This window comes from Herbaspirillum sp. CF444, from assembly GCF_000282135.1.
Taxonomy (GTDB): domain Bacteria; phylum Pseudomonadota; class Gammaproteobacteria; order Burkholderiales; family Burkholderiaceae_D; genus Herbaspirillum.
The window spans coordinates 1-26,426 of the sequence record NZ_AKJW01000033.1; the positions used below are offsets into that span (position 1 = coordinate 1).

Sequence of the window (26,426 nt, forward strand, 5' to 3'; positions counted from 1 at the left end):
CCCGCCGTATCGGCGGCCGACAAGGCTGCCAAGCCCTCCCTTCTTATAAGAGCCGCGCTGAATGAAGGATCTGCTCTCCACCTGGCTAGGGCGAAGCAATTCATGGAAGACAGCGAATCGACGTTCAGGGCTATTCTCTGGGGAGCAATTGGTCTTCTTGGCGCAGGCGTCATTATCGCCATCGGCGCCTCCGCATACCTGCTGCGTGCGATCTTGAAGCCGCTCAACAAGGCCGTTGATATCGCGAACCATATCGCAAACGGCAAACTGGACAATCAGGTCGCTGTCGATTCACGCGACGAGTTCGGCCAGCTTCTTGAATCACTGAAGACAATGGATCGGCAACTCAGCCATACCGTGCGCGGCATCAAGGCCTCCACCGAATCGGTCACGGTGGCTTCGCGTGAAATTGCCAGCGGCAATACCGATCTCTCCGCCCGCACGGAGCAACAGGCATCGTCGCTTGAAGAAACCGCTTCCAGCATGACGCAATTAACGGAAACCGTAAAACAGAACGCCGACAATGCACGTCAGGCCAATACGCTGGCAACCCATGCCACCGACATGGCAGACACAGGCGACGAGGTCGTGCAAGGCATGGTGGGGACGATTGAAAAGATCAGTGCCAGCTCGACCAAGATTTCAGAAATCACCGGAGTGATCGAAGGCATCGCCTTCCAGACGAATATCCTGGCACTCAACGCCGCCGTGGAAGCCGCACGCGCGGGTGAACAAGGGCGAGGTTTTGCCGTGGTCGCCAGTGAAGTCCGCAATCTGGCTCAACGTTCTGCCTCCGCCGCAAAGGAGATCAAGGAACTCATCGGCTCGTCCGTGGCCCTGATCGAAGACGGCTCGAAACAGGCGACCGAGGTCGGTGCGACCATGGGGCAGGTCAAGCAGTCGATCAAGCAGGTCTCCGATATCATCAGCGAGATTGCGACCGCTTCCGAAGAGCAGAGTCGCGGCATTGAACAGGTGAGTCAGGCGGTCGGCCAAATGGACGCCGTCACGCAACAAAATGCTGCGCTCGTTGAGCAGGCAGCCGCTGCAGCGCTATCACTCGAAGAACAGGCTGCCAGGCTCAAGGACGCTGTTTCGGTGTTCAGGGTCATCGATACGGGGAAATCCAGCTCGCTTATAGGAATCCCGCGAAGCACGGAGTATACGGGTATGCTGCGCGCACCACAGCTTCTATCGGCTTCTCACAATTAGTAAGGTCGATACCAAAACGGATTGGCGTCTGATGCCTTGGCTAACCGTTGTTCATTCCCGGCCCCCTCATCGAGGCAAGAAACGCCGCCGTGGCCCCGTGGTCATCGGCAATTGCGCTGTCGAACGGAGCATGGTCCGGACATGGCGGAATGCTTTGTGCTGTTCGCCCTGCGTCCAACGTGAACACATTCGAAAAACTGCTGGCGCGCTGGAATCGCGGGCAGTCGAAGAGCGGCGCCGCACCGGCCGGGCGCGCAATCTCCTGTAGCGTCTTCACGATGGAAAGGTGCTCATGCACAGTGTGGTCGATAGTCGCCTGGCGGACGTATGACGATACGACATTTGATTTTCACAAATTCACGACATGATAATGCTGCTTCGAAATTGCAAACGAGCAATTCCGTCCAATATTATCCCCCCGATCTACCCTGTTTAAATTCGACCGCAGCGTAAATAACCACTTTCAGAGGCGCGACATAAGCTGAATACAGTCCGGCGTCGCCTGCCGTAAGCGATCTCTGAAACTCGACGATCTGGCGCAACGACATGAATTACCCGATAATCGGACGCAAACCGTTTTTTTCATGTTGTCTTGCCATCGCGACCAACACATGACATATTCCCCGAGACAAAGACTGGCGGAACGGCAAACGCGGCGCATTAGCGACACCCTGGAACTGGCGCATGCGATTGAGGCTGCGACCACCGATGGCAACCTGAACAGGAAGCGCAGAAGGCAATGCGCAAATTACTGACAGAGCTGATTTTGCGAAAAGTACTCTGAGCGTCGTCCCGCCGGGGCTTCTCGGTAATCAATCTAAAATGACAAGCACTTCCATGTACTTTCAGAATGCATCCCGCTCATCCTTATCGAGGTCGATAAAATGAAAGCCCCCCTGCAAACGCTTGAAACCCCATCCCGTCAAAGCGGCCGCAACACCGCGCAAAGCAACGTACCGGCGCAATTGCTGGATAACCGGCCGGAAGCGCAGCGTCTTCGGCAACTGAAGGAAATCTCGGATGCGCATCAGTTGCAATCCTATTCGCAAGGTCTGATACAGCGGGCACCCGAAGAAAAAGAGGATGAAGATCCCAAAGCAGTCGCGCAAGGCAAAAAAGTAAACCAGTTGGCTGCGCAGGAGGCCTCGACGGCGGCGTCCGTCCATGACGATGCGGCACGAGACGGCGGCCTGCCCTCGCAACTCAAGGCTGGCATCGAGTCGCTTTCCGGCATGGACATGGGCCATGTCAAGGTTCACTACAACTCTTCGCAACCGGCACAACTCAATGCCCATGCTTATGCGCAAGGTAGCGACATCCACGTCGCTTCCGGCCAGGAACAGCATCTGCCGCATGAGGCCTGGCACGTGGTGCAGCAGGCGCAAGGAAGAGTCCAGCCGACCGCGCAAATGAAGGCAGGCGTCGCCATCAACGACGACAAAGGCCTGGAACACGAAGCGGACGTGATGGGCGCCAAGGCAATGAGCGCCGGTCAATCGGTGCGGGGCTAAAGCCGGGATGCAGATTGAAAACGCCATGCCGGCATGCCTTGCACATCACCGGATCGAGGCCGAGGTGGCCGATTTCTTTCGAAACAAGCTCTAGTCCGAACCACTTAAATGATTTTCAAGACGTTCTGATATGAGTTGGGCGTGAACCCGCGTCTAACGCCGGATTCACGTCAGGCGTTTATTTGGTCGGGAGCGACCTCGACAACCAGCTTGGCTTCTTCAATAGCGATCAAGTCCAAAACGGCTTGTCTGCCCGGATGTTCAATTGGCAGCATGCCGGCGAACTTGGCGGCCGTTTTTAACTCGGCTGCGTCGAGGCGACTGCCGTGGTCGAGCAAGGCCTGGAATGTTTCGGGCTCGCCGACTGCGGCAGCCAGGATCGGTGGCAGGTAGCCTTTACCATTGCGCGCGTTCAGGTCTGCACCTGCCTTGGCCAAGGCAGCGATGGCATCGGGTGCGCAGAACATGGCTGCCCGGTGGATCACATGCATGCCGTTTTCTTCGCGCAGGTTCACGTTTGCACCGGCCTCAGCCAGGTCCTTGACGACGGCGCTGCGTTCCCGCAGGTTCTCTAATGTGTCTGCATTGAGCACTAATTGCAGTGCCGTCCAATCCTTGTCCGGTTGTTTTGTTTCCAGCGGCACTCCCTGTGCGATCAACTTCCTGAGTGTGTCAACGTCCCCGCCGGTCGCCGCGTGTTGGAGGGCGTTAAATTTGATGTCACCCAGGGAGGGTGCCACCGTGTTAGGCAAGTTGACTTCGTCAAGAGCCTGCAAGCTGGCCGGGTTTTCCGTATTTCTGATGTTACGCAATTCATCGATGACACGGCAAACTTCATCGCGGGTTGCTCGCGGCAGGCTATCTCCAAGCGTGACCAAGGTACGGCCCAGTCCTGCCCAGTCGCGCGGCGTCTTGCCGTCGTTGTCAGGCGTGTCGATATTGCCGCCGGCCGCGACCAGCATCCGGATCACGTCCAGGTTGCCGGTGGCGGCGGCGCGATGCATCGGCGTGACGCCTTTGTTGTTTTTCGCATTGGGATCAGCGCCGGCATCGAGCAACAGCTTGGTGGTAACGGAGTCGCGAAAGGCAGCGGCGCCATGCAACGCTTCATCGCCTTCCTTGCTGCGCAGGCGCACATCGGCGCCCGACTCGACCAAGATGCGCGCGGCTTCCTGCAGGTTCTCTTCGTTGGTTTTTTGACCGTCAATACGCTCGGGTGGCGCCGCGGTGGCGGCATGTAACGCAGTCCAGCCATGATTGGGCTCCTGAGCGTCAAGGCTGCCGCCGGCTGCAATCATTCGCTTGAGACGCATGTTGTGGCCGAGCGAGGCCAAAGTTTGCACGGAATTGTATTGCATCTCATTGCATGGAATGCCATATAGCTCGGGATTTCCTTTCTGTTTTGCGATCAGCACATCAAGGCCGTAGCTGCCTGGTGATGGCTCATTGAATGCATCGATCGTCGCGCCGAGTTTGCTATAAATCCTCAATGCAACCATGTAATTCGCGGCACGCTGTGCCGGCGTTTGCTGCCTGTACGACGCCAAGTCGTTACCAAGGCTGTCTTCCCCGGCGATGTGCTTCGCATTCATCATGCGATTAAAGTTGGTCTTGAATCCTCCCTGCAATTCGATCGGCTGAAAAGCAGTCAGAGCAGCCTTGAATTGCACGTCCATGGTTTTTTTCTCAGCCTCGATATGGCCGGCAGTACTGCCATCTTCATTCGTGGCCGACGGGCGGGCGCCCTGATGGCGCAGCAAGGCGGCCAAGTCATTGCGATCGTAGAGCAATGCGGTACTGAGCGGGGTAAAACCGGTTGCATCCGGTTTGTTCAACTCCTCCTGCCCCACTTGCCTGGCCAAACTGATAAATCGTGTTTCGTCAATCGGTTGCGTGCCCCGGAGCATGACGCCAAGCTGGTTGCGGGCCTCATTGTATTCCTGTGGCGTATTGAGTGGTGGTGGCGGCAGGTCTGACAACAGGCGCGCCTGCATCGAGCTGATGTACGAAGGCTGGCTCGCAGCACGTGGATGCACCGTCGGCGCATCTGGCATGGTCACCGGCACGACAGGTTGCCCGACCGGTTCGGCAGGTGGAAGAGTATGCAACGAGTTCGGTGGAATGAGCATGTGTGCCTGGCCGAGGGATGATCTGATGCCGGTAAGTGGTACGACGAAGGTTCCGGTTCCAAATATTTCGCTCTAAAACGCGCTCATTTCCTCCATCTATGAATTGCGCGCCATCAAGGAGTCGGCGAAGGCGGTTTGCACCGTCTCCAATGCCGCCGCGCCGGCAATCGGCCTGCTTAAAATCCGAAGCTAACCAGCAGGCTGCATCAATGCATCCATCCCATCCATCCGATAGATGCGAGCTGCGGTTCCGCTGAACAATGCCGTGCGCTCTGCCGGCGCATATGCCGCCGACAATCGCTTGAATGCGTTCCATAGGCTGAGATAGCTGAACATGCCCTTGTCCACCGGGAAATTGCTTTCGAACATGCAACGCTGCGGACCGAACAATTCAATGCAAGATTCGACGTACGGCTGCCAGGCTTGCGCCAGTTGCTGCGACGAAGGCGGCATGTCCTGCCGATGAAAATCCCAGCCGCCGACCGGCATGCCCAGGCCGCCGATCTTCAGATACACATTCGGCAAGACGGACAATTGTCTCATCGCGTCCTGCCACACGCGCATGACTTGCAGACGCTGCCCGATATACGGACCGGCGCCCAGCGGTCCGCCGGCATGATTCAAGATGAGGCTGAGGTCGGGATTGGCCTGCGCCAACGCCAGCACTTCGTCAAGTTGCGTGTGATAAGCCCAGACGTCGAGCGACAGCCCATGCCGCGGCAATTGCGCCACGCCGGCGCGAAAGCGCGCGTCGGCCAACATGCCCGGCGGCGGTTGAATCGGGTTGGAACGAATGCGCTCGTCGGCATGCCAGGCAGTGGAATTGCGAATGCCGCGCAAGCGCCCGCCCCCGGCTTGCAATAGTTTTTCCAGCACCGGCGCTACCTGCTCGCCCAGCATCAGATCGGCGCAGCCGACGATGGCGGCGCAAGCGCGTACGTCACCATACAGTCCCGAGGCCGATTGCGCCGCAAGGCCATTGATGAACTCCACTTCGCCGATCGGTTTCAACACATCCGGGCCGTGTTTTCGATACATGGAACGGCACTGCACGAAGATGGTCGCAACCACGTTGTGGCCGGCATTCACGTCCGCCATCAGTTCATCGAACAGATAGCGGCCAGTGGGTCGATCCCACACATGATGATGTGCGTCGATAATGGGCAACTGCGGCTCCAGCACCTCTTCGCTGTGCAGCGCCAGCCATTCTTCACGCACATGCAGATGCGGCGAATGGCCCGGCGCCGCTGTTTTGGAATCAGCCATTGGCGGGGCGAACCGCTGTCACGATCTGGCAATTGAGCCTTTGCAACGAGGCATCGACCCAGCTGCGATCGCTGCGGCCGGCAATGATATTTGCCATTTGCTCCGCTTCGGCGTCGTTCTTTTTCCTGGCCGCTGCATACACGGCCTGCAGATCGTCGAACGGCACGCACAGCAGACCGTCGCTGTCGCCTACCATCAGATCTCCCGGCGCAATCACCATGCCATCGATGGCGATCGGCACATTGATTTCACCCGGACCATCCTTGTAAGGACCGCGATGCGTGACGCCGGCGGCAAACACCGGGAATGTCCCGGCCTGAATTGCCGCCAGATCACGCACTGCGCCGTTGATCACGATGCCGCCCAAACCGCGCTGGATCGCATGCGCCACCATCAGCTCGCCGATGATGGCATTGCTCATGTCGCCGCCGGCATCGACTACCACGATGTCGCCCGGCTCGGCCAGATCGAGCGCCTTGTGCACCATGAGGTTGTCGCCCGGACGGGATTTCACGGTGATCGCGGCGCCGGCCAGTTTTCCGCCGATGTGCAGCGGACGCAGACGCGGACCGGCTGCAGTCATGCGCGACATCGAGTCGCTGATGTTGGCCACCGGGATCTCGGCAAAAAGTTTTACATCCTCAGCGCTGACCTTGCGCTGGCGTTCCTGAATTCTGAATCCTGCTGTCATGTTGCTGCTCCGTCTGTTGTTCAAGTCAGGACGAAATCGAAGGCGCAAGCCTTGCCTGCCATTCCCTGCGCCCCCGCTTCGTCCATTTCGATTGCCGTGCGTTTGAGCCTGTCTAGCGCAGCGTCGAGCAGAAGCGCTGCACGCGGGTGCAGGCTTCACGCAATTCTTCAGTGGCCGCCGCATACGACAGGCGGAAATTGGGGCCTTGGCCGAAGGCGCTGCCATGCACCAGCGCCACGCCTTCCGCCTCCAGCAATGCCGAGACGAAATCCTCGTCAGTCAGAATCACGCCGCCGCTTTCGGTGCGCTTGCCGATCAGGTTCCGGCACGATGGAAACACATAGAACGCGCCATCCGGCACCGGGCAATCCAGCCCTTGGGCATCGTTGAGCATGCCGACCACCAGATCGCGGCGTTCCTGGAACACCTTGCGGCTCATGTCCAGATAATCCTGCGGGCCGGTCAGCGCTTCCACCGCGGCCCATTGCGACACCGAGCTGGCCCCCGAGGTCGTCTGGCCCTGCACCTTTTCCATGGCCTTGATCAGTTGCAGCGGACCGGCCGCATAGCCGATGCGCCAGCCGGTCATGGCATAGGCCTTGGAAACGCCATTCATCGTCAGCGTGCGCTCATACAGCTCGGGCGCAATCTGCGCCGGCGTGGCGAACTTGAAGTCGCCGTAGGTCAGATGTTCGTAGATGTCGTCGCTCAAAATCCAGACGTGCGGATTGCGCACCAGCACCGCCGCCAGCGATTGCAATTCTTCGCGGGTGTAAGCAGCGCCGGTCGGATTGCATGGCGAATTGAACAGCAGCCACTTGGTGCGCGGCGTGATCGCGGCTTCCAGTTCGGCCGCAGTCAGCTTGTAATTGTTGGCGCGCGAGGTATTGGCAAACACCACGCTGCCGCCGCACAGCGCTACCAGCTCGGGATACGAAACCCAGTATGGCGCCGGCACGATCACTTCGTCGCCCGGATTGACGGTCGCCATCAGCGCATTGGCGATGACTTGCTTGCCGCCGCTGGAGACGATGGTCTGCGCCACGGTGTAGTCGAGCTGGTTCTCGCGCTTGAACTTGCCGACCACGGCTTCGCGCAACTCAGTGATGCCGGCGACGGCGGTGTACTTGGTTTCGCCGCGCGTAATGGCGTCGAAAGCGGCGCGTTTGATGTTGTCGGGCGTGTCGAAGTCGGGTTGACCGGAGGCCAGCGCGATGATGTTGCGGCCGGCGGCCTTCAAGTCACGCGCCTTCTGAGTGACGGCGATGGTGGCGGATGGTTTGACGCGAGCGAGCGAATCGGAAAGAAATGCCATGAAATATTCTCGAGATGATGTCGTTGTAAATGTCGTTGCGCGCAATTGCCGGCTCTTTGCCGCGGTGCAGGTCTTGTTTGCGTCGCGTGCGCGTGATTGAAAACTGTTTTCTTAAAATGTCTGGCGTGCCGGATAAATCAGGGACATCAGGCGTGACGGATATCGGCCACGAATTTCTGCGCGCGCGGATGTTGCGGTCGCTCGAAGAAGTCTTGTGGAGTGGCGCGTTCCAGCACTTCACCGTCGGCCATGAAGATCAGACGATCCGCCACTTCGCGGGCAAAGCCCATTTCGTGCGTGACGCAAATCATGGTCATGCCTTCGCCGGCGAGCTGCTTCATGACTTGCAACACTTCGCCGACCATTTCCGGATCGAGCGCGCTGGTCGGTTCATCGAACAGCATCACCGGCGGCTTCATGGCCAGCGCGCGGGCAATCGCCACACGCTGCTGCTGGCCGCCCGACAATTGGCCGGGGTAAGCCTCGGCCTTGTTGCTCAGTCCGACCTTGTCAAGCAGCACCATGGCGGCGTCGCGCGCCTGCTTGTCGTTCAGCTTGAGCACGCGCATGGTGGCCAGCATCACATTGCGCACCACGCTCATGTGCGGGAACAGATTGAAGGACTGGAACACGAAGCCGATGCGGCTGCGCAACTGATTGATATCGACCCCGTTGCCATGGATATCCTTGCCGTCGACGTAGATCTGGCCATCGTTGATCGGCTCGAGGCGATTGATGGTGCGGATCAGGGTGGATTTGCCGGAACCCGAAGGTCCGCACACGATCACCACTTCGCCGCCCTTGATTTCTTCGTTGATGTTGCGCAGAGCGTGATACTCGCCGTACCACTTGTTCACATTGTTGAATCGAATCATCACACGGTCCTAAATTGACGTTTGTTCTTGATCCTGCCCTCCACCAGCCCGACCAGGGAGCTGAGGCTGTAGCAGATGGCGAAGTAGATCAGCGCGAGCAGGAAATAAACCTGGAACGGCTTGGTCAGCAACTGCGAATTGACCTGATAGGCGGCATAGGTCAGTTCGTTGACGCTGATGATGTAAGCCAGCGAGGTGTTCTTGATCAGCGAAATCAGCTGATTCAGGATGCTGGGGATCATGTTGAACAGCGCCTGCGGCAGCACCACTTCACGCAAGGTGCGGAAGTAGCCCATGCCGAGCGAACGAGAAGCCTCCACCTGCCCGGCCGGGATCGCCTGGATGCCGGCCTTGATGACTTCGCCGAGAAAGGCGGTTTCGTAAGCGACCAGCGCGCAGATCACCGTGGTGGTGCCGGAGATGGTCTTGCCGATCATCAGCGGCACGATGAAATAGGCCCAGAAAATCAGCATCAGCACCGGCAGCCCGCGCAGGGTATGCACGATAGCGGCGGCCGGCAGCGCAATCCAGCGAATGGTGCTGGTGCGGGCGATGCCGAACAGGACCGCCAGCGGGAACGAACAGATCAGGCCGCTGATCGCCAGAATCAGCGTCAGCGACAGGCCGCCCAGCGGACCGTGCGGAAATTCGCCGATCAGCAGTTGCATGCCATAGGTTTTGAGGATATCCAGCATGTCAGCGCCCCTTCACTTGCAGATGCCTGCCGTTGTAATACGCGCCGAGCGCCATGATTCCCCACGACATCAGCAGATAGAAACCCGAGGCCAATGCGAAGGTTTCGAAGGTGCGATAGGTTTCGTTTTCGATCTGGCGGCTGGCGTAAGTCATTTCAGCCACGCCGATGGCCATCGCCAGGCTGGTGGACTTGAACAGGCTCAGCGACTGATTGATCAGCGGCGGTACCGAGATGCGAATGGCTTGCGGCAACAGCACGTCGCGCATCGCCTGGGCATAGTTCAGGCCCAGCGCGCGCGCCGCTTCCATCTGGGTGCTCGCGACCGAGCGCAGGCCGCTGCGCAAGTCTTCCGACATGTAGGCCGCCGCATTGAGCGAGAGCGCGATCAGGGCAAAGATGAATTCGCCGTTGTGTTCGTTGATGAAATCGGTAATCGAGGATGGCAATAATTCCGGAACGCCGAAGTACCAGACGAAAATCTGCACCAGGCCGGGAACGTTGCGATGGTAATTGACATAAGCGGCGATGATGAATTCGAGCGGGCGCAGTTCCAGCGCGCGCAGCGCCACCAGCATGATCGCCAACACAAAGGCCGCGATCCAGGCCGCCGCGAACAGCGAGACCGTCGTCAAGGCGCCGTTGATCAGCCAGTTCAGGTATTGGCCATGCAGCACGACACCAAAATCCAGATTGAGCATGTAAGTCCCTTTCGCACAGATAAGCGATGAAGAGGAGGACGCGGATGCGCCCTGCTCGTCTCTTCAGACTGCGCAGATCAGGACTGGAAGGCCGAGATCGGGGTCAGTTTCTTTTCGCGGACGATGTTGAACTTGGTCTTGGGACCGAACCACTTGGTCCACAGCGCATCGATCTGGCCCGCTTTTTCCATCCTGTCCAGCGCGTCATTGACAGCCTTCAGCAGCGCCGGCTCATCCTTCTTCACGCCCAGGGCGGTCGGCTCCCATGCCAGGCTGCCGTCCAGGAACTTGTACTTGCCGCCCGACTCATTGACGAAGCGCACACCCGACGGCTGCGCCAGCGCCAGACCCTGCACCTTGTTCTGCGCCAGCGCCAGGAAGGCGGCCGGCGTGTCCTGGAAGGTCAGGATGGTGGCCTTCGGGAAAGCGCGACGCGCATACAGTTCAGGTGTCGAGCCCTTGTTGGCGCTGATGCGCTTTTCTGCCAGATCGTCGGTCTTGGTGAAACCGCCATCGCTGTGCGCAATCAGCTTGATCGGCGTCTGATAGTGGGCCGAGGTGAAATCGATCTGCTGGGCGCGCTCTTTGGTGTAGCCAAGCGCCGCTGAAACCAGATCGACCCGACCCAGCGTCAGTTCGGGAATACGCGCTTCAACCGACACGCCCTTGTGTTCCAGCTTGACGCCCAGTTCCTTGGCCACGGCGCCGCACATGTCGACGTCGAAACCAACGACCTGGCGTGTTTCAGGATCGGAAAAACCCAGAGGTTCGCTGCTGGTCAGCGTGGCGCAGATCAGGACGCCGCGCGCCTTGATATCCGCCAGACGATCGGCATACGCCGACGAGCAAACTGCGCAGGAAAGAATGGCCGCAGCCAATCCCAGGTGCTTCTTCATGTTGAACCCCAAAGTCATTTTTCATCCTTTCGTTTTCGAACCATCGAATACTGCATGAAATAAATCATAATGTCATTATGATTTTTAAACAAGGATAATTTCCCTTTTATTTTCATATGCTTACGCGATGTCTCAATGCGGTGCAAAATCACCATGAAGAGGCGTCGCATGCGACTTGAAAGTGCAAAAATGACCAGGCTTGCAGATCTTTTGGTGCGCCGCACTCGCGCCTGAAAAATGGTACGCTCGGCTTATTCGACATTCGATATCGATTTATGAAAAAAGAGAAAGCAGCTATAAAAAAGACGGAAAAAGAAGTCGCGCCGGATCGCATCGTCCTCGGCGCCGAACGCAGTCTGGCCATCCTGAGCTCCTTTATCGATGCGCCTGGCTCGCTGAGTCTGACTGAACTGGAAGACCGGACCGGTCTGTTCAAGAGTGTCATCTGCCGTTACATGCTGTCCTTCGTGAAGCATGGCTATGTAGTACAGATGCAGGATAGTTCGTATCAGTTGGGACCACGCGCGTTTCAGCTGGGCAAGGCCTTCGAGGAGAAATTCAGATACGCCGACTTCATCCTGCCCTCGCTCGAAAAGATCGTGAAGGATACCGGTGAAAGCGCTTGCTTTTATATCAGGCAGCAAGACAAACGTCTGTGCCTGTACGCCGTGGAATCGGGACAGTCGGTGAAGGCGACCGTCAAGACCGGTTCGCTGTTTGCCATCGATCAGACCTCCAGTTCGCAAGTGCTGCGTTTCTTTTCGGTGCCGGACAACCATGCAAAATCAGCCGGCCGTTATGTCTGCATTTCGACCGGCATCAACAATCCGCTGTCGTCATCGATGGCGGTGCCGGTGTTCGGCGCCGGCAATGCCTTCCTCGGGTCGCTGACGATATTCGGCCTGTCGCAGCGCTTCGATCCCTCCAACAGCGAGATGATCCGCGCCAGCCTGCTGACGGCGGCGCAGGACTTGTCGGCGCGACTGGGCGCACAAGGCGCCTATGTCAATCCGAATAGCGAGATCTTCGATGAACTTGCGCTGTACCCGGAACGGAATCCGCCTCCGGCCGGCGCCTGAAATCAGAATCCTTTTCCAAGATACCCTGCTTAAAAAACAAAAGCCCCGCGAGGGGCTTTTTATATGGGATTAGCTGCAGTTCGGCGGATACGCCGTGTAAGTCCACAGAACCTTATCGCCGTTTTTGACGGTCTGCGCACTCATTCCCAAATCTGCCGCTTTGCCGTTGACGCATAAGGCCCAATAAGTGCTGCCGAAATTGCCATTGGTCGTGGCAGGAGTGCCATTGATCAACATGGCGGCATATCCGGCCGGATTATGAAAATAAGTCGCCGTGTAAGACAACGCTGTTCCAGACGGCGTGAGCGCCTGCTGCATGGCGCGCTCGACTGTGATGCTATTGGCCGATGCCGTGTAATAGTAGAGCGTCCAGGTGCCGCCGCCTTGAGGTTGGCGAACACCTAACTGAATACAAGACTGCCCGGCACAGGACAATTGAACGCCCTGCTCTTTTTGGTCGGCGGCAACGCTCGCGCCAGTGACGGAAACGCCCACACCGATCAGGGCAACCAGTGCGGCAAAATGTACGGACCTGGATATTTTCATAATTCTTTTCTCCGATTAAGTTGATATTGCGATCCTGCAATCCAACGACATTGCTTGCCATTCGCCGGTTGAGGAACACCCCGCAGGAATCAGAATCGCGCGTCGACTTTATCGGAAAAATACCATTCTTATGGGTAGTCTTTCATCCTTTCAACGAGGTCGCATTGACGCTTTCGTGTGAATCCCGATCCAGATCCCGGCGCCGGCATGGAAGATCGCATATTCATATACGGTTTTATTCGTTTTCGCCATGGCGCGCGATCTCTATAGTCTGGGCGATGTCAACATTCACCTCCGTTTTCATGGCTCGTCGCAACTACCTCTGCAATGTCATGTTTGCCGCGCTGACCTTGCCGATCAGCCTTGCGGCGCATGCCGACGCCACGTTGGACAAGATCCGCGAACGCGGCAAAATCACGGTGGGCGTTCTGCTCGACGGCACCTACGGTTCGATCGATCCGCAGACCAGGAAACCCGTTGGTTACAGCGTGGAACTGGCGGAAAGCCTGGCCCGGCATTTGGGCGTGCGCCTGGAAACCGTGGTGGTCGAACCCTCCACGCGCGTACAATTTCTGCAGCAAGGCAAAGTCGATGCCCTCATCGCCAGCATGCAATACACCAAGGAGCGCAGCGAAATTCTCAGCTACGTACCGACGCCCTTTGAAGAAATCGGCGGTTCGGCCATGGTGCGCAAAGACAGCGGCATCAAGAACTGGAGCGATCTGCGCGGCAAACCGGTCTGCGTATCTCAAGGCAGCAACTACACCAAGCCCCTGGTCGAGCAATATGGCGCCCAGGCCAAGGGCTTTAAAGGCATGCCGGAAGCCTTGCTGGCGCTGCGCGGCGGCAATTGCGTCGCTTCCGTGCACGTCACCCCCGGCATCCAGGCGCGCCTGCGCAATGATGCTGCTCAATGGCGGGATTACGAATCTCCCATGCCCGAGCAACTGATTCCTTCGCCGTCCGTGATCTGGGTGCGCAAGGGTGAAAACAATGTCGTGGCGGCACTCGACAAAATTGTCCAGGACTGGCATCGCAGCGGTTTCCTGATTGCCGAAGGCAACAAACACGACATGCCTCCTTCACGCACGCTATTGAATCTGCACGAAAAATTCAAGGCCACCGCACCTTAGACAACGCCGGCAAAACGCACATGACTACCGCGACAATACGCCAGATGCGTCTGGGCCTGTTCCTGCAAGGCGCAGGACACCATATCGCCGGCTGGCGCCATCCCGACGCCGACTCCGGAAGCGAAAACATCGCCTTGTTGCAGCAAGCCGCCCACACCGCGGAACGCGGCAAGTTCGACATGGTGTTCCTGGCCGATGGCCTCACCAGCGGCCCCGATGCGCATCCGTCTTTTGCCATGCGCATCGAACCCTTGTGCCTGCTTTCGGCGCTGGCCATGAGCACCAGCCATATCGGCCTGGCCGCCACGGCTTCGACCACCTACAGCGAGCCCTTTCATATCGCGCGGGTATTCGGCTCGCTGGACCACTTGAGCAAGGGCCGCGCCGCCTGGAATGTGGTCACCACCTCCTATGACAAGTCGGCCGCCAATTTCACGCGAGGCAATCATCCTGAACATGATCAGCGCTATGCCATGGCGGGTGAATTCGTTGACGTGGTCAAAGGTCTGTGGGACAGCTGGGAAGGCGATGCGGTGGTGCGCGACAAGGCTGCCGGCATGTATTTTGACCCGGCCAAAGTCCATGCGCTCAATCATCGGGGGCAGTTCTTTTCCATCAAGGGCCCGCTCAATGTCTCGCGCGCCCCCCAGGGACATCCCGTACTGATACAGGCAGGCTCCTCCAACGAGGGCCAGGAACTGGCCGCACGCACGGCAGAAGTCGTGTTTACCGCACAACAGACGCTCGAGTCGGCCCAGGAGTTCTACCGCGATCTGAAGTCCCGTCTGGGCAAGTACGGCCGTACACATGCGCAGCTGCATGTGATGCCGGGCATCTTCCCCGTCATCGGCGGCAGCGAGCAAGAGGCTCAGGACAAGTACGCGCAGTTGCAGAGCTGGGTCGATACTGCCGGCGATCTTTCGCCTGGCGCCTTGTCGTTGTTGTCGGACCGGCTGGGACACGACATTTCCGGCTATCCCCTGGATGGGCCCTTACCGCCACTGCCCGAGTCGAATCAGAACAAAAGCCGCGCCAAGCTGCTCACCGATCTGGCGCGCCGTGACAATCTCACGCTGCGCCAGCTTTACCACGTGGTCGCGGGCGCGCGCGGTCACCGCATCGTCTGCGGCACGCCGCAGCAGATTGCCGACGCACTGGAGGAATGGTTCCATGGCGAAGCGGCGGACGGCTTTAACATCATGCCGCCCTACTTTCCTGCGGGACTTGATGATTTTGTTGATCTGGTGGTGCCGGAACTGCAACGGCGCGGCTTGTTCCGTACGGAATATCAAGGCCGCACGCTGCGTGATCATCTGGATCTGGCGCCGCCGCCGAATCGATACGCATAACAGAAGAGTCGCCGATGTGAACGGTGCTTTTCATTTTCCAAGGGCGATATATCGGACATCAGCGTTTCTGATTTGCCGCCTGGCCCTGGCCTGTTCTTTTGCCTATTCCGCCTCCTCCATAAAAAAACAGGCAGAGAATGCCAATCGACAAGAACAAGCGAATACGTTGTCGCATTGATTCACCTCCGGGAATAACGATGGGGAAATGTCGCATGATTTGCTGACAGCATACTTGCTGGCGGTTCAACATGATGGACGGGGCCAGGCATGTTGATCGACTATACTTGCCGCTCCGAGGAAAATAAACACACCTTCCAGCAATTAAGTTGATACATCAGGTAGCGAATCCGGCATGAAACGCAACTTCCACAACGTCCTGCTAGGCAGCATCGAACTGTTTTGTTTGGCTGCCGAACATGGCAACTTCACGTCCGCAGCAAATGCTGCCGGAGTGACGCCGGCAGCTGTGAGCCGCTCAATCTTGCGGCTGGAGGAACGTCTGGGGGTCCGCCTGTTTGTACGGACGACACGACAAATCCGTCTGACCGACGCTGGACAGGTATATTTCAACCAGTGTCGGCAAGCTTTGGACCAGTTGGTCGACGCCGAACACGAAATCACCGGCGGACAGAGTGCGCCATCCGGGGTGCTGCGCATCAGCATGCCGACGCCTTACGGCCACTATCGCGTGCTGCCGCTTCTGCCAGAGTTTCGTGCGCGCTATCCGGAGGTCCAGGTCGAGACCCACCTGAGCAATCGCAACGTTGATTTTGCCGACGAGGGCTATGACTTGGCCATCCGCGGACGCTCGCCTCCCGATTCCAGCCTGATCGCCCGCAAGCTTGAAGATGCCGAGCTGGTGCTGGTCGCCACACCAGCTTACTTGAAACGCGCTGGCGTACCGCAAACGCTGGAGGACTTGCAGCAACACGACTGCATACAATTCGAGCTACCCAGTACCGGGCGTAAAATCGCCTGGCCATTCCACATCAACGATCAGGAAGTCATCGATGTCGTCACGCCCAGCAGCTATTGCTGCTCCGACGATGCAATGGGCATCGCGACTCTGGCACGCAGCAGCGCCGGACTGGTCCAGATATATCGCTTCATCGTAGAACAAGATCTGGCGCGTGGCGATCTGGTCGAACTGCTGCCACAACATGGCGGCACATCGCGCCCCTTCCTCCTGCTGTATCCACATGCACGCCATTTGTCGCTGCGGGTTCGCACCTTTGTTGACTTCCTGATCGAAAAGCTGGATCCGCATTAAGCAGCAGCGCGCAACGGCTCTGACCGTCGGCGAGCTTGCATCAGCCCTCTCCCCCTTGCCACCGCCAGTCCGGACTCTGCATGCGCGCCTGTTGCAAGGTAGGAGCATTGAAGAATGTCCGTTCAATTGATTACCCCATGTAATAACAGTAAATCTGGAAGTGGCCTTTATCCGTCTCAATGGCGGAAGTAAAGTCCACCGCATCGGAACTTGATGCAAAACCTGATTTCACTGAAACCACTCTTTTGGGAGTTCACCATGACCCAGCAGCAAAAAACCATCGTCGTCACCAGGAGTTCACAGGGCGCCAGATCGGGTGTCATACAGGCTTTCCTGGCGCGCAGTTGCAATATCCTTGACGCGCTGGTAAGTCCCATCATGTTCAACACATTCAAACACGCCGTCTGCGCGAGCCTGTTTGCTGTTACCGCACTGACCGTCGCCGTGCCAGCGTCGGCTCAGCCCATTCCTTATCCGGCGAGCTTCAAGACCGATATGATCAACGTTGATGGCGTAAAGTTTTATGTTCGTGTCGGAGGCCGCGGTCCTGCCGTAGTGCTAATCCACGGTTTCGGCGATACCGGCGACATGTGGACACCGCTGGCGGTTGCGCTGGCCAAAGGCCACCGGGTTGTGGTGCCAGACCTGCGCGGCATGGGTCTATCTTCCAAGCCCGAAGGCGGCTATGACAAAAAAACGCAGGCAAGCGACATCCGCGCCATCCTGGACAAGCTGGGTATCGACAAAGCGGACATCGTGAGCCACGACATCGGCACAATGGTTGCCTATGCATATGCAGCCAGCTATCCCGACAAGACCGCGAAATTGGTGGTGATGGATGGTCCTGTACCAGGCATCCCGCCTTGGGAGCAGATCGTTCGTCTGCCAGTGCTTTGGCACTTTGACTTCGGCGGCAAAGACGTACTGCGGCTGGTCCAAGGCCGGGAGCGCATCTACCTGGACCGCTTCTGGAATGACTTTGCCGGTAACCCCGCCAAGCTTGATGAAGGGACGCGCACCCACTATGCGAAGCTGTATGCTCGCCCGGGGGCCATGAAGGCTGGTTTTGCACAGTTCCAGTCCATCCGGAAGGATACCGTGGACAATGCGGAGTTTGTGAAGACCAAGCTCACCATGCCGGTTCTGGCCGTGGGTGGCGAGAAGTCCTTCGGCGCCAGCCAGGCTGAGCAGATGCGCAACGCCGCGACCAATGTGACGGAAGTGATTATTCCCGACGCCGGCCACTGGCTGATGGAAGAGGCTCCCGCCGCGACTGTGAAGGCGGTGCAATCGTTCCTTGACCCGAACTGAGCTGGTTCGCCATCGTGGCGGCTCGAAAACGAGCACTCGTCCTTCTGCACATTTTCACCATACCGTGTCGCTTCAACTACTTCCGTTGTCAAAAAAACGGAACGATGGAGAATTCTCCAGATCAGTTTCCTCTTCTACGGAAAACGTTGAGGCACTACGGTTTTACTACTTGTTATTAAAGGAGTCATCATGCGCTTTCCTACGTTACGATCCGCCGCCTCGTTCAACAAACACTTGATTGCAGCTGGCGTTCTGGCCCTGATCGCCGGCTCGGCCCTTGCGGTCCCGACGACTTATAACCTTGACCCCAGGCATACCTACCCCAGCTTTGAAGCTGACCATTTTGGCGGCATTTCGGTGTGGCGCGGCAAATTTACCCGAAGCAGCGGAGTCGTGACGCTTGACGTCGCTGCGAAGACTGGCGCAGTCGACGTGTCGATTGACGCCGAGTCGATCGACACTGGAAATGCGCCACTCGACACCAAGATAAAGTCCGCCGATTTCCTTGATGCCGGCAAATATCCGAGCGCGACATTCAAAGGCAATTCGGTCCGTTTCGATGGAGATACGCCGGTCGAAGTCTTGGGCGATTTTACCTTTCATGGGGTAACCAAATCGCTGACCTTGAAGATTGATTCATTCAAGTGCTTCGTCAACCCTTTGATCAAGAAAGAAGTGTGCGGTGCGAACGCCAGTGCACAATTTGACCGTGCCGACTACGGCGTGACGTGGGGCGTCAACTTGGGTTTCAAGACACTCACCCGTTTGCAGATTCAGGTTGAAGGTGTGAAGGCGGATTAAGCCTCCTCCCGGCTCAGCCGTGATCCTTACCCGAATTTTTTTGCAGCTTTAAAAAAGCTGGCGAGCAGCACCGTATCGATTTTCCGCAAACGATCCTTGCCCTTCAAGGATGTCAAGAAATCGTGGGAAGTTTTGCCTGATTGACGGTGCGCCGGGGAGTAGCCACGGCGACTTATGCTCCCCGCAGCTCGCGCACTCCCTTGCCTATCCGCCGCCTCAGCAAGGTCTGCAACGTGACGCCGTCCGCATATCCGACCTGCCCGGCAATACGATCAACGATGAGCTTGCTGGTCTTGAGCAAATGAACGGCGCGCTCCACGCGCAGATCCTGGATGTACTCGACGGGCGTTTTGCCAAGCACCGCGTTCAGGCGTCGCGTCAAGGACCGTTTGCTGGTCGCTAATGCATCGGCGGCGTAACGATCTTGCCGCCGGAGAATCCGCTCTGGCGGCAAGATTCAATTGCATCCGGAAATTCATGGCATATCAGCGACGTTCCGCGGTGTGGCCGCATGGAACTCCGCCCGACCGCTCAACATATAAACAGTATTGGTGTGTGCGACATGATCGCGGACCCGAAGGAAAAAATCGTTTTGGACGGGGGTTCGATTCCCCCCACCTCCACCACATGTCGGAGCCTCCCGGATGCGCCTACATCTGAAGGGGGTGAACAGGTTTCGACAGGGCGACCAGTAACCGGAGATACACCACGTCAGGCGTCTGACGCAAATAGCGCAAATCCATAATTGCAAATCAACCGCAATATATTGCTTACGGAACTTAAGAACCGATAAGCCGAGGAACCGGCCCCTTCGAAAGAAGGCTTGGGAACAGAACGGCCGGACCAACTCTGTCGTTTGCAGCGAGAGAAATGCCGTGCGCAAGTGGGAATTTCGGACGTTCCCGTAGTCGGCAACCGTAGAGGGCGCACCCTGTAGAGTGGGTGCACTTACACAAGGAAATGCCTGATCAATTCATGACCCATCTTTTCAGAATGCCTATTTTTAATCATGGAATCCCCACGAGACATCCTGCATCCGCAGCAACTCCCCGTGCCTCAGTCTGATCCTCAGCTCAATAACCAGGAGCAGGCCCGCCACACGCAACATGCAGCACACGCGTTGCCCAGAGTTCCCCGATACGATGCGCAGCAACTGTTCGGGAGCTTTCCCGACCGATACTTTTCGAAGGCCTTGCCAAGCAAGCCATAGCCTGTTTCAAGCCCCCGGCGAACAACTCCCTTGGTTGCGGCTAAGAGCGTTCCTTCGCCGTTTTTGCCGCCGACAAGACTTCTTTATATGTCATCCCGGCCTCCCTGGCCTTGCGCTTCTGCGCATATTGCCCGGACATCTCCCGCCAGTAATGCAGCTGTTCGAAATAGGTCTTTCTGAAACTGGTCGGTTCCACCGCATCGACGGATGCAATCGGGCTAACCGGCGTTACGCGTTTGTCATTCACTTTGCCTTCTCCGTTTCATCACTGACTAGCTGAATAGTGGCACGCATGCTGCAAGGGCGCTCAGATTCGACCGCCCTTTTTGCATAATACAGCGCGCCGCTCGTCACTGCCTGGAGTCCTGTGTCCATGACATGTTGCCGGCAAGAAGCCCGGCACCAACCGGGCTCCCGCAACGCGGAAGTGCCTGCAAACCGCCCTTACTTCCCGGCCTTCACCACCTTGGCGCTTTTGACGACTTTTACGCTCTTCCCCTTCCCTCCACCCTTCTCTTTCTCGAACAACGCAAAATACTCCGACGCCATCTTCCTGATCGCGCGGCCGATGTTGGCGTAGTCGTATTCGTTGAGGTTGGCCAGCGAGACGCGGCCGGATGGATGGGTGGCGCCGAAGCCTCTGCCCGGCAACAAAATGACACCGGTTTCTTCGGCCAGGCGGAACAGGGCTTCGTTGGGTTTCAGGCGCTTGAGCAGCCATTTGGAAAACGCTTCGCCGTGCATTTGCGCGGCCAGCAACTCCATGTCAAGCAGATGGTAGTAGCGCACCGAGTTGGCGTCATACGGCATGGGCAGGCCGAGTTCGCGGTACAGGGCTTCCTTGCGGCGCAGGACGATGCGCTTCATTTCCGCCTTGTAGTTGCCCGCTTCGTCCATCAGCGAAAACAGCGAGAACAGGCTCATCTGCGCCTGCACCGGCGTCGACAGGCCTGCCGTGTGGTTGAGCGCGACGGTACGGCTGTCGGCGACCAGGCGATCGATGAATTTGATCGTGCGCGGCGCGGTGGTGATGGAGCTGTAGCGTTCGTCGAGCTGGAGGGCGGTTTTCTCCGGCAGCCTGGCGATCAGTTCGTCGATGACGTTGTGCTTGTGCGTGGCGACCACGCCCATGCGCCAGCCGGTGGCGCCGAAGTACTTGGAGAAGGAATACACCAGGATGGTGTTGTACGGGCAGATCGCGAACAGCGAGGTGAAGTTATCGGCGAAGGTGGCGTAGACGTCATCGGTGAGGATGATCAGGTCCGGACGCTTTTTGACGATCTCGGCGATGTAGGCCAGCGTCTTGTCGTCGATCTTGACCGAGGGCGGATTGCTCGGGTTGACCAGGAAGAAGGCCTTGACCTTGGGATCGAGCAGCTTGTCGAGTTCCTTCTTGGTGTATTGCCAGTTGTTGGATTGCGGCGCGTCGATGACCAGCTCGACCAGGTTGAATTCGGACAGGTGCGGGATCTCGATATAGGGCGTGAAGATCGGCATGCCCAGCGCGATGGTGTCGCCTTCCTTGATGACGTGATTGGCCTTGAGGCTGCCGAACAGATAGGTCATCGCCGCCGTGCCGCCCTCCACGGCATACATGTCGAAATGGCCGACGAAGGGATGCGTGCCGATCATTTCCTTGTGCAGGTAATTGCCGACGATGCGCTCGGTCATGCGCAGCATGCGGTCCGGCACGGGATAGTTGCAGCCGAGGATGGCTTCGCACATTTCATAGATGAAGTCGCCCGCCGACATGCCGAGCTGGTCGCGCACGTAGGACACGGCGGCTTCGATGAAGCGGATGCCGGGTACGCCGGCGTGGTGCTTGGCGAACAGTTCGAAGCGCGCCTCGATGCCGTCGCGCTTGGGAAAACCGCCGACGCCATCCATGTAGACATAGGAGCGCTCGGCCTCCGTCATGGCGAACAGGCCGAACTGGAAGAAGCCGTGGCGCGGCGTGGTGGCAAGGAAGTTGGGATTGCCGCGGCCGGCGTTGAGCATGAGTTTGTTGCTCTGGAGCGCGGTCTGTATCAGCGCGTCTTTGAGTTCGAACGGGCTCAACAGGGAAAGTTTTTCTGGGTCGCTAAAATCCATGGTGCTGCTCCTTTTTTTGAAAACGACGCCCTGTGCCAGCGGCAGAAAAAAACAAATACAAATACAAATACAAACAGAATGAAAAACCGGATCTTCTACACCAGCGCCACGATCAGCGGCCCCAGCAAGGTCAGGAAGACGTTGGCCAACGCATAGGTGATGGCGAAGGGAACCGTCGGGATGGCGTTCTCGGCCTTGTCGAGCACTTCGCCGAAGGCCGGATTGGCGCTGCGCGAGCCGCTCAGCGCGCCGGCAAACACTGCCGTGTTGTCATAGCGCAGGACGTAGCGGCCGATCAGCATGGTCAGGATCAGCGGCAGCACGGTGACGACCACGCCGACGCCGAACAAAGTGAGCCCCTGCTCCTTGACGGTTTGCACCGCCTGCAAGCCGGACGACAAACCGACCACCACCACAAAGCCGGCCAGGCCCAGATCCTTGAGGATCTGCACCGCGCCGCTGGGCATGGCACCGAAGGTCTGACGCTTGGCGCGCAACCAGCCGAACAGCAAACCGGACAGCAGCGCCCCGCCGCCGCTGCCGAGCGTCAGGGGAATCGAACCGATGCGCGCCGTCAGCAAACCGACCAGCAAGCCCACCACGAGACCGGCGCCGAGGTAAACGAAGTCGGTTTTGGCGCTGGGTACGATGACGTAACCGATCAGCGACGAGACGCGTTTGAGGTCTTGCCCGGAGCCGAACACCGAGACCACGTCGCCGACCTGGACGACGGTTTTTTCCTGCATCGGCAGCACCTTGCCCATGCGCATGAGCTGCACGACGTAGATGCCGTGGCGCACCTGCAGCGAGGTATTGGCACGGATGTCGCCGACCGTGCGGTTGTGATATTCCTTGTTGGAGAGCACGATGTCGCGGCGTTCCATGGTCAGCTCCATGCCTTCGACGCCATACAGTTCCTTGCTGAAGATCGGCACGACGTCGACCATCGCCTGCCTGCGACCGACGGCAAGCACGACGTCGCCCGGTTCCAGTTGCAGATCGGGAGCGACTTCGATGATCTTGCCGGCGCGCTTCAGGCGTTCGATGGTGATGCCGTGGGCGGCGTGCTCATTCTCCAGTTGCCCGATGGTGAGGTCGGCATGGTCGCCGATCTGATAGATCCGCCCGACCAGGTCCGGCGCCGCGACTTGCTGGCCGGGTGCGAGCACTTGCACGCCCTCCTGCATGGCGGCTTCGGCGCGCACCGCGTCTTCCTTGATGCTGCGCCCCATCAGCTTGGGCAACACATTGACGCACACGAGGATCGCGCCGAACGAACCGAACACATAGGTCACGGCATAGCCGACGGCGACGTTGCCCTGCAGGCGTTTGACCTCATCGGCCGCCAGTCCCAGCTTGGTGATGGCGTCGCCGGCAGTGCCGATGATGGCCGATTGGGTCAGGCCGCCGGCGGCGACACCGGCTGCCAGTCCCTTGTCGAGACCGAACAGTTTCGCCATGATGACCACCGTCGCCAGCCCGGTGATGGCCAGTACGGCGGCGAGGATGATTTCACGTATCGATTGCCTGCCCAGCGAGTTGAAGAATTGCGGGCCGCTCTCATAGCCGACGGCATAGATGAAGAGCGCAAACAGCACCGACTTCACGCCGGGATCGACGCTCACGCCGACCTGGCTGACCAGCACGGCCACCAGCAGCGAACCGGCGACGCCGCCGAGCTGGAATTTGCCGAACTGGATTTTCCCGACGTAGTAACCCACTGCCAGCGACAAGAACAATGCGATCTCGGGAGATCGGGCGAACAACTGGTGCAGCCATTCCATGATTACCACCTTTCAGTACTAAAATTGGCCGGCATCAATGCCGGATCATCAACCCTGCCAGACCGACGATCAGCGGTCCCATCAGCGGCAGCACGACATTGGAAATTGCATAGGTAATGGTGTAGCCGAGCAAGGGCGTGGAGTTGCCGGCGGCATTCTGAATCGCGCTCAATGCCGGCGTACTGCATTGCTGCCCGGCGATCGCGCCCAGCAAGACCGGCGTGCTCAGCTTGAAAACGAAACGGCCGATCAACATCGACACCAGCGCAGGCCCGAGCGCAATGGCGACGCCGATCAGCGGCAACGTGACGCCGTACTGAGCGATCAGCGTCAGCGCTTGCGGGCCGGCCTGCAAGCCGACGCAAGCGATGAAGGTCGTCAGGCCGATGTCCTTGAGCAGGATCAGGGCATCGTTGTTGATGGTCGGAAGATCCGGACGTTTTGCCGCATACCATCCGAGCGCCAGCCCCGTCAGCAAGGCGCCGCCGCCGGTTCCTGCCGAAAACGGAATGCCGCCGACGCGCACGCCCAGTCCGCCGATGAAGATACCCAGCAAGATCCCCAGCGCCAGCACGCCGATGTTGCTGCGGCGGTTTTCAGGAAGCGGTTTGCCGATCTGCTGGAGGACATTGGCAAATGCCGTCGTATGCGTCGGTGCAATGGCGTACAGACGGACGATGTCGTTGAGCTGCAGCTGGACGTCGGGCAGCACCGGCAATTGCTGATCGCCGCGACGAATCGCGCCGACATACAGATTCGGCGGCAAACCGGATGCCAGCTCGTGCAGCAAACGTCCGCGCAAGTCCTTGTTGCGGATCACAACGTCTTGCGTATGCAGGCCTGTGTTCAGTCCGGCGGCATTGGCCAGTTCTTCGCCGAGCAAGGCATCGGCGTCGATCAGGCTGTTGCGATGGCCGACGACGAGCACGTCGTCGCCCGGTTCGAGCAGCAGTTCCGGACTGGCCGCGATATCCTTTCCTTGTCGGCGCAAGCGCACGATGCCGGCCTGTTTGCCGAGCCGGGCGTTGATGTTTGCAATGCTTTTTCCTCCGCCCGCGCCGATGCGGTAGATCCGTCCGACCAGATGGGGAACGGCGATGATCGCGTTCTCCCCTTCGTCATTGCCGCCGCCCATTTCCGCCCAGAGTTGTTTCGCCTCGGTGCGCATGTCGACGCGCAACAGCAGTGGGAAAACCTGGCTTGTTGCAATGACGATGGTAATCAGTCCAAAGATGTAGGTGATGGAATAGGCCGTGACGACGTTGGCCTGCAACTGCGCGACCTGCGCCGCCGGCAGCGCGAGTTTGGAGATCGCATCGGTGGCGGTGCCGACCACGGCCGACTCGGTTGCAGCACCCGCCATCAGACCTGCGGCCGTGCCCTGATCGAGCTGCAGGACGTAAGTCGCCGCCAGCACCATGCCGAGCACGACGACGACTTCGACCAGGCAGAAGGCGCCAAGACGCATTCCCTTTGCATTCAGGTTGGCGAAAAATTGTGGGCCGCCGGCAAAGCCGAGCGCAAAGATGAACAACCCGAAGAAAACGGTTTTGACATGCGCGTCGAGCACCACGCCTAGCTGGCCGATCGCCAGCGCGGCAATGAGCGTGCCGCACACGCCGCCCAGTTGAATCGGACCGAATCGGATTTGCCCCAGGCCATAACCGATGGCCAGTGCCGCAAATAAAGCGACTTCCGGAATTGCCGTCAACAGAGCGGCAACAGCATTGAGCATAGACGACCCATAACAAGGTTTTAATCACGCGACACCGGTTCAGTCGAACCCGGTATCGATGCTTTTACGATGAGGTACTCGTTTTTGCTAGGGCAGAAAATCGTTATTGTCGAATGAACTCCTTCGTCATCCGATGAATATTGCCGCATGGCTATAGGGAGCCGCTAGGATGCGCGATAAAAAGACCGTCGTCAATGCGCTGGATCAATGTTGGATGCGTCATACGGAGCATCACGGAATTCTAGATTTTTGCTGTCAATTTACGAGACGTGTTTGCGAATCACTTTTGCCAGCTTGTCGAAAGCAGGGCCGATAGCCTCATCCGGCACGCTGGCGTATCCAAGCAATAGCCCACTACGCGCCGTTTTCGGCGACATGTAATAGGTCGACAGCGGCCGCACGATGATGCCCTCTTTGCGCGCGTCCTCACATACGAGTTTGTCGTTGCACTCCGGCGGCAGCGACACGGTGAGATGGAGGCCGGCCTCGCCGCCGGTGATATGCATCTGGTCGCCGAAGTTGCGCTGGATGGCTTGTTGCAGCAAGCGCAATCGTTCGGCGTAAAGCACGCGCATCTTGCGGATGTGCGATGAGAAGTGGCCTTCCGTCATGAAATCGGCCAGCGTCGCCTGCAGGAACACTTGGCCAGATCGATAGAGTTCCGCCATGCCGGTGCCGAAGGCGGCGGACAAGGCTTCCGGCACGACCAGAAAACCGATGCGCAAACCGGGAAACATGATCTTGCTGAAGGTGCCCATGTAGAGCACCCGGTTGTGCGTGTCCATGCCCTGCAGCGACGCCAGCGGCCGGCCGCCGTAACGGAACTC

At 58.5% G+C, this 26,426-nt stretch carries 22 protein-coding genes, 1 other RNA gene and 1 pseudogene; 9 read left to right on the top strand and 15 right to left on the bottom strand.

What is annotated here, in order from left to right; translation table 11 throughout:
* Both PMI16_RS08115 and PMI16_RS26410 read left to right on the top strand, forming a co-directional pair.
* Nucleotides 1–1,212 (top strand): methyl-accepting chemotaxis protein (locus tag PMI16_RS08115; RefSeq protein ID WP_007878359.1); only part of this gene is annotated, 1,212 nt, incomplete at its 5' end.
* Nucleotides 1,213–2,096: 884 nt separating this feature from the next.
* On the top strand, nucleotides 2,097–2,723 hold the full coding sequence (locus PMI16_RS26410; protein WP_007878360.1) for an eCIS core domain-containing protein: 627 nt from the start codon (nucleotides 2,097–2,099) through the stop codon (nucleotides 2,721–2,723).
* Between the two features lie 170 nt (nucleotides 2,724–2,893).
* On the opposite strand, the gene PMI16_RS24965 is transcribed toward PMI16_RS26410, so the two are convergent.
* The 8 genes from PMI16_RS24965 to PMI16_RS08170 form a co-directional block, all read right to left on the bottom strand.
* Nucleotides 2,894–4,852, bottom strand: a complete 1,959-nt coding sequence (locus PMI16_RS24965) for an ankyrin repeat domain-containing protein (protein WP_007878361.1) — start codon at nucleotides 4,850–4,852, stop codon at nucleotides 2,894–2,896.
* 189 nt (nucleotides 4,853–5,041) lie between these two features.
* Nucleotides 5,042–6,118 (bottom strand): amidohydrolase family protein, encoded by a 1,077-nt coding sequence (locus PMI16_RS08140; protein ID WP_007878362.1) that lies wholly within the window; start codon nucleotides 6,116–6,118, stop codon nucleotides 5,042–5,044.
* The gene (locus PMI16_RS08145) at nucleotides 6,111–6,809 is read right to left on the bottom strand and encodes an RraA family protein (protein ID WP_007878363.1); all 699 of its coding nucleotides are present in this window, start codon (nucleotides 6,807–6,809) and stop codon (nucleotides 6,111–6,113) included. The genes PMI16_RS08140 and PMI16_RS08145 overlap by 8 nt, the downstream gene beginning before the upstream one ends.
* 112 nt (nucleotides 6,810–6,921) lie before the next feature.
* On the bottom strand, nucleotides 6,922–8,124 hold the full coding sequence (locus PMI16_RS08150; RefSeq protein WP_007878365.1) for a pyridoxal phosphate-dependent aminotransferase: 1,203 nt from the start codon (nucleotides 8,122–8,124) through the stop codon (nucleotides 6,922–6,924).
* 146 nt (nucleotides 8,125–8,270) lie between these two features.
* On the bottom strand, nucleotides 8,271–8,999 hold the full coding sequence (locus PMI16_RS08155) for an amino acid ABC transporter ATP-binding protein (RefSeq protein WP_007878367.1): 729 nt from the start codon (nucleotides 8,997–8,999) through the stop codon (nucleotides 8,271–8,273).
* Entirely contained in the window at nucleotides 8,999–9,694 is a 696-nt protein-coding gene (locus tag PMI16_RS08160; RefSeq protein WP_007878368.1) for an amino acid ABC transporter permease, read from the bottom strand. Before PMI16_RS08160 ends, PMI16_RS08155 begins: the two co-directional genes overlap by 1 nt.
* A 1-nt stretch (nucleotide 9,695) precedes the next feature.
* Nucleotides 9,696–10,394: an amino acid ABC transporter permease gene (locus PMI16_RS08165; RefSeq protein ID WP_007878369.1), complete on the bottom strand. Its 699-nt coding sequence runs from the start codon at nucleotides 10,392–10,394 to the stop codon at nucleotides 9,696–9,698.
* A 77-nt stretch (nucleotides 10,395–10,471) separates the two neighbouring features.
* The gene (locus PMI16_RS08170) at nucleotides 10,472–11,308 is read right to left on the bottom strand and encodes an ABC transporter substrate-binding protein (protein WP_007878371.1); all 837 of its coding nucleotides are present in this window, start codon (nucleotides 11,306–11,308) and stop codon (nucleotides 10,472–10,474) included.
* Nucleotides 11,309–11,565: 257 nt separating this feature from the next.
* Between PMI16_RS08170 and PMI16_RS08175 the strand changes: the two genes are divergently transcribed.
* Nucleotides 11,566–12,369 (top strand): IclR family transcriptional regulator, encoded by an 804-nt coding sequence (locus PMI16_RS08175; RefSeq protein WP_007878372.1) that lies wholly within the window; start codon nucleotides 11,566–11,568, stop codon nucleotides 12,367–12,369.
* 69 nt (nucleotides 12,370–12,438) lie between these two features.
* Here PMI16_RS08175 and PMI16_RS25240 read toward each other — a convergent pair whose 3' ends face one another.
* Nucleotides 12,439–12,915, bottom strand: a complete 477-nt coding sequence (locus tag PMI16_RS25240; RefSeq protein ID WP_007878373.1) for a DUF4430 domain-containing protein — start codon at nucleotides 12,913–12,915, stop codon at nucleotides 12,439–12,441.
* Between the two features lie 278 nt (nucleotides 12,916–13,193).
* Between PMI16_RS25240 and PMI16_RS08185 the strand changes: the two genes are divergently transcribed.
* The 5 genes from PMI16_RS08185 to PMI16_RS08205 all read left to right on the top strand — a co-directional run bounded on the left by PMI16_RS08185 (nucleotide 13,194) and on the right by PMI16_RS08205 (nucleotide 18,779).
* Nucleotides 13,194–14,048, top strand: coding sequence for a transporter substrate-binding domain-containing protein (locus PMI16_RS08185; protein ID WP_157212566.1), 855 nt, complete (start codon nucleotides 13,194–13,196; stop codon nucleotides 14,046–14,048).
* Nucleotides 14,049–14,068: 20 nt separating this feature from the next.
* On the top strand, nucleotides 14,069–15,397 hold the full coding sequence (locus PMI16_RS08190) for an LLM class flavin-dependent oxidoreductase (RefSeq protein WP_007878375.1): 1,329 nt from the start codon (nucleotides 14,069–14,071) through the stop codon (nucleotides 15,395–15,397).
* Nucleotides 15,398–15,749: 352 nt separating this feature from the next.
* The gene (locus PMI16_RS08195; RefSeq protein WP_007878381.1) at nucleotides 15,750–16,667 is read left to right on the top strand and encodes a LysR family transcriptional regulator; all 918 of its coding nucleotides are present in this window, start codon (nucleotides 15,750–15,752) and stop codon (nucleotides 16,665–16,667) included.
* A gap of 378 nt (nucleotides 16,668–17,045) precedes the next feature.
* On the top strand, nucleotides 17,046–17,978 hold the full coding sequence (locus tag PMI16_RS08200) for an alpha/beta fold hydrolase (RefSeq protein WP_157212568.1): 933 nt from the start codon (nucleotides 17,046–17,048) through the stop codon (nucleotides 17,976–17,978).
* A 189-nt stretch (nucleotides 17,979–18,167) separates the two neighbouring features.
* Nucleotides 18,168–18,779 carry a YceI family protein gene (locus PMI16_RS08205; protein ID WP_007878386.1) on the top strand — a complete coding sequence of 204 codons (612 nt, stop codon included), beginning with the start codon at nucleotides 18,168–18,170 and terminating at the stop codon, nucleotides 18,777–18,779.
* A gap of 172 nt (nucleotides 18,780–18,951) precedes the next feature.
* Here the strand turns inward: PMI16_RS08205 and PMI16_RS08210 are convergent.
* Nucleotides 18,952–19,194 (bottom strand): annotated as a pseudogene (locus PMI16_RS08210) (helix-turn-helix domain-containing protein); the annotation flags it as partial.
* A 110-nt stretch (nucleotides 19,195–19,304) separates the two neighbouring features.
* On the opposite strand from PMI16_RS08210, the gene ssrA reads away from it, so the two are divergent.
* Nucleotides 19,305–19,634: a transfer-messenger RNA gene (gene ssrA / locus PMI16_RS25245) on the top strand.
* 395 nt (nucleotides 19,635–20,029) lie between these two features.
* Here ssrA and PMI16_RS08215 read toward each other — a convergent pair.
* The 5 genes from PMI16_RS08215 to PMI16_RS08235 all read right to left on the bottom strand — a co-directional run.
* The gene (locus PMI16_RS08215; protein ID WP_007878392.1) at nucleotides 20,030–20,236 is read right to left on the bottom strand and encodes a hypothetical protein; all 207 of its coding nucleotides are present in this window, start codon (nucleotides 20,234–20,236) and stop codon (nucleotides 20,030–20,032) included.
* Between the two features lie 197 nt (nucleotides 20,237–20,433).
* Nucleotides 20,434–22,080: a bifunctional aspartate transaminase/aspartate 4-decarboxylase gene (locus PMI16_RS08220; RefSeq protein WP_007878394.1), complete on the bottom strand. Its 1,647-nt coding sequence runs from the start codon at nucleotides 22,078–22,080 to the stop codon at nucleotides 20,434–20,436.
* Nucleotides 22,081–22,175: 95 nt separating this feature from the next.
* On the bottom strand, nucleotides 22,176–23,864 hold the full coding sequence (aspT, locus tag PMI16_RS08225; RefSeq protein WP_007878396.1) for an aspartate-alanine antiporter: 1,689 nt from the start codon (nucleotides 23,862–23,864) through the stop codon (nucleotides 22,176–22,178).
* Between the two features lie 34 nt (nucleotides 23,865–23,898).
* Nucleotides 23,899–25,599, bottom strand: coding sequence for an aspartate-alanine antiporter (aspT, locus tag PMI16_RS08230; protein WP_007878400.1), 1,701 nt, complete (start codon nucleotides 25,597–25,599; stop codon nucleotides 23,899–23,901).
* A 260-nt stretch (nucleotides 25,600–25,859) separates the two neighbouring features.
* On the bottom strand, nucleotides 25,860–26,426 hold a 567-nt coding region (locus PMI16_RS08235; RefSeq protein WP_007878404.1), incomplete at its 5' end, for an aminotransferase-like domain-containing protein.

Excerpts from the sequence above, each read along its gene's own strand:
- PMI16_RS26410 (WP_007878360.1), top strand. The coding sequence starts at position 2,097 with ATGAAAGCCCCCCTGCAAACGCTTGAAACCCCATCCCGTCAAAGCGGC.
- PMI16_RS24965 (WP_007878361.1), bottom strand. The coding sequence starts at position 4,852 with ATGCTCATTCCACCGAACTCGTTGCATACTCTTCCACCTGCCGAACCG.
- PMI16_RS08140 (WP_007878362.1), bottom strand. The coding sequence starts at position 6,118 with ATGGCTGATTCCAAAACAGCGGCGCCGGGCCATTCGCCGCATCTGCAT.
- PMI16_RS08145 (WP_007878363.1), bottom strand. The coding sequence starts at position 6,809 with ATGACAGCAGGATTCAGAATTCAGGAACGCCAGCGCAAGGTCAGCGCT.
- PMI16_RS08150 (WP_007878365.1), bottom strand. The coding sequence starts at position 8,124 with ATGGCATTTCTTTCCGATTCGCTCGCTCGCGTCAAACCATCCGCCACC.
- PMI16_RS08155 (WP_007878367.1), bottom strand. The coding sequence starts at position 8,999 with ATGATTCGATTCAACAATGTGAACAAGTGGTACGGCGAGTATCACGCT.
- PMI16_RS08160 (WP_007878368.1), bottom strand. The coding sequence starts at position 9,694 with ATGCTGGATATCCTCAAAACCTATGGCATGCAACTGCTGATCGGCGAA.
- PMI16_RS08165 (WP_007878369.1), bottom strand. The coding sequence starts at position 10,394 with ATGCTCAATCTGGATTTTGGTGTCGTGCTGCATGGCCAATACCTGAAC.
- PMI16_RS08170 (WP_007878371.1), bottom strand. The coding sequence starts at position 11,308 with ATGACTTTGGGGTTCAACATGAAGAAGCACCTGGGATTGGCTGCGGCC.
- PMI16_RS08175 (WP_007878372.1), top strand. The coding sequence starts at position 11,566 with ATGAAAAAAGAGAAAGCAGCTATAAAAAAGACGGAAAAAGAAGTCGCG.
- PMI16_RS25240 (WP_007878373.1), bottom strand. The coding sequence starts at position 12,915 with ATGAAAATATCCAGGTCCGTACATTTTGCCGCACTGGTTGCCCTGATC.
- PMI16_RS08185 (WP_157212566.1), top strand. The coding sequence starts at position 13,194 with ATGTCAACATTCACCTCCGTTTTCATGGCTCGTCGCAACTACCTCTGC.
- PMI16_RS08190 (WP_007878375.1), top strand. The coding sequence starts at position 14,069 with ATGACTACCGCGACAATACGCCAGATGCGTCTGGGCCTGTTCCTGCAA.
- PMI16_RS08195 (WP_007878381.1), top strand. The coding sequence starts at position 15,750 with ATGAAACGCAACTTCCACAACGTCCTGCTAGGCAGCATCGAACTGTTT.
- PMI16_RS08200 (WP_157212568.1), top strand. The coding sequence starts at position 17,046 with ATGTTCAACACATTCAAACACGCCGTCTGCGCGAGCCTGTTTGCTGTT.
- PMI16_RS08205 (WP_007878386.1), top strand. The coding sequence starts at position 18,168 with ATGCGCTTTCCTACGTTACGATCCGCCGCCTCGTTCAACAAACACTTG.
- PMI16_RS08220 (WP_007878394.1), bottom strand. The coding sequence starts at position 22,080 with ATGGATTTTAGCGACCCAGAAAAACTTTCCCTGTTGAGCCCGTTCGAA.
- aspT (WP_007878396.1), bottom strand. The coding sequence starts at position 23,864 with ATGGAATGGCTGCACCAGTTGTTCGCCCGATCTCCCGAGATCGCATTG.
- aspT (WP_007878400.1), bottom strand. The coding sequence starts at position 25,599 with ATGCTCAATGCTGTTGCCGCTCTGTTGACGGCAATTCCGGAAGTCGCT.